Raw genomic sequence first — 2,871 nt, 5'->3', positions numbered from 1 at the left:
GCCGACGTCGCCGCCGAGACCGCCGAGGAGTCCGACGAGTTCGGCGACCGCCCCTCCCGTCGCCGCCGCCGGGGCGGCTGGCGCCGTCGCCGCGGTGAGTCCGCGGACGCCGACGACACCACGGACGAGCGGCAGGAGGAGACCTCCTCCGCCGACCACACCGACGAGGCCGACGAGGACCGGGACGCCCCCGACACCTCCGCCGCCTACGACGACGAGAACGACGACCAGGAGGCGTCCTCGGGCGGCTCCTCCAGCAGCAGGCGGCGTCGCCGCAGGCGCCGTCGCAGCGCCGACGGCGGCTCGGAGACCGAGCAGGGCACCGGCGGCGGCGACGACCCGGAGCGTACGGTCGTCAAGGTCCGCGAGCCGCGCGAGCGCCGCGCCAAGGACACCGAGCGCGAGCCCGGTACCGGCGCCGACGAGGTCCAGTCCATCAAGGGCTCGACCCGGCTGGAGGCCAAGAAGCAGCGCCGCCGCGAGGGACGCGAGCAGGGCCGCCGCCGGGTGCCGATCATCACGGAGGCGGAGTTCCTGGCCCGCCGTGAGGCGGTCGAGCGCGTGATGGTCGTGCGCCAGCACGGCGAGCGCACCCAGATCGGTGTCCTGGAGGACAACGTCCTGGTCGAGCACTACGTCAACAAGGAGCAGGCGACCAGCTACGTCGGCAACGTCTACCTGGGCAAGGTGCAGAACGTACTGCCGTCCATGGAGGCCGCCTTCGTCGACATCGGCAAGGGCCGCAACGCCGTCCTGTACGCCGGTGAGGTCAACTTCGAGGCGCTCGGCATGGCCAACGGGCCGCGCCGTATCGAGACCGCGCTCAAGTCCGGCCAGTCGGTGCTCGTCCAGGTGACGAAGGACCCGATCGGCCACAAGGGCGCCCGTCTGACCAGCCAGGTCTCTCTGCCCGGCCGCTACCTCGTGTACGTGCCCGAGGGCTCGATGACCGGCATCAGCCGCAAGCTCCCGGACACCGAGCGCGCCCGGCTCAAGACCATCCTCAAGAAGATCGTCCCCGAGGACGCGGGCGTCATCGTCCGTACGGCCGCCGAGGGCGCCAGCGAGGACGAGCTGCGCCGCGACGTCGAGCGGCTCCAGGCGCAGTGGGAGGACATCAAGAAGAAGTCGAAGAGCGGCAACGCGCCGACGCTGCTCTACGGCGAGCCGGACATGACCGTCCGGGTCGTCCGCGACATCTTCAACGAGGACTTCTCGAAGGTCATCGTCAGCGGCGCCGACGCGTGGCAGACGATCAGCGGGTACGTCGCGCACGTGGCGCCGGACCTCTCCGACCGGCTGTCGCGCTGGACCAGCGAGGTGGACGTCTTCGCGACGTACCGCATCGACGAGCAGCTCATGAAGGCGCTGGACCGCAAGGTCTGGCTGCCCAGCGGCGGTTCGCTGGTCATCGACAAGACCGAGGCCATGATCGTGGTCGACGTCAACACCGGGAAGTTCACCGGCCAGGGCGGCAACCTGGAGGAGACCGTCACCAGGAACAACCTGGAGGCGGCCGAGGAGATCGTGCGCCAGCTCCGGCTGCGCGACCTGGGCGGCATCGTCGTCATCGACTTCATCGACATGGTGCTGGAGTCCAACCGGGACCTGGTGCTGCGGCGCCTGCTGGAGTGCCTGGGCCGGGACCGTACGAAGCACCAGGTCGCCGAGGTCACCTCGCTGGGCCTGGTCCAGATGACCCGCAAGCGGGTCGGCCAGGGTCTGCTGGAGTCCTTCTCCGAGACCTGCGTCCACTGCAACGGCCGCGGTGTCATCGTCCACATGGAGCAGCCGGTGGCCGCCGGTGGCGGCGGCAACGGCAAGCGCTCCAAGAAGCGCGGTCGCGGCGGGGCCGGCGCGGACCACGAGCACGACCACGAGGTGACGGGTACGGCGGCGGAGTCCGACGCCGACCACGACACCGAGTCGGAGGCCGAGCTGGCGGCGGAGGTGGCGGCCCCGGTCGCCCTCTCCGAGCCCGACTTCGTGCCGGACGAGGAGCTGTACAGCAGCGTCGCGGAGGCCGAGGCGGCGGTACGGGGCCGCTCGCGCCGCCGTGCGTCGCGCAAGGCGTCGGCCCCGGCCGGTTCGCCGAGGGCGGCGGAGCCGGAGGCTCCCGCGCCCGCCGAGGCCGTGACGGTCGTCGAGACCCCCGAGCCCGAGGCCGCCCCGGTGGCCGAGGCGCCCGCGGAGGCGCCCGTCGCCGAGGCGGCGCCCCAGGGCCGTACGCGGCGCCGTGCCACCCGTAAGGCGACGGCTCCGGCCGGTTCGCCCAAGGCGGCGGAGGCGGAGGCCGAGGTGGTCGTCCCCGTGACCCCGGAGCCCGCCGCCGAGCCCGTGGCCGCCCCCGTCGAGCCGGTGGCCGCCGAGGAGGAGCCCGTGGCGGCCCCGCCGCGTGCGCGCCGCAGGGCGACCCGCAAGGCCACCGCCCCGGCCGGTTCGCCTTCGGGCACGCAGGAGGCGGCGGTCGTCGTCGTGGAGGCTCCGGCGAAGACCGAGGAGTCCGCCACCACCGCCGAGGCGGCCACCGAAGGGGCCGACGCGTCCGACGGCGCCGAGGCACCGGCACCGGCCAAGAAGGCGGTCCGCAAGACGGCCGCCAAGAAGGCCCCCGCGAAGAAGACGGCCGCCAAGAAGACGACGGCCAAGAAGACCGCGGCGAAGAAGACGACCGCGGCCAAGAAGGCACCGGCGAAGACGGCCAAGACGACCAAGACGGCCAAGTCCACGGCCAAGGCGTCGAAGAAGACCGCCGCGGCCGAGCAGACGGCGCCCTCGGGCGTCACGGCCACCACCGAGGACTGATCCCCGCGGTGTCACCCCGCCCCCCGCCGCCCCCGCGCCCCGCGCGGGGGGGGGGGCCCCCCCCCC

1 protein-coding gene is annotated in these 2,871 nt (G+C 73.5%); it reads left to right on the top strand.

All coding sequences use genetic code 11. The annotated features are described in order from the left end of the window. Window positions 1-2,805 (top strand): ribonuclease E/G (locus ACFXPK_RS32680; RefSeq protein WP_385080783.1); only part of this gene is annotated, 2,805 nt, incomplete at its 5' end. Window positions 2,806-2,871: the final 66 nt, after the last annotated feature.

The organism is Streptomyces sp. NPDC059142, assembly GCF_042755665.1.
GTDB lineage: Bacteria > Actinomycetota > Actinomycetes > Streptomycetales > Streptomycetaceae > Streptomyces.
This window is presented reverse-complemented; position numbering and strand designations above follow the sequence as displayed.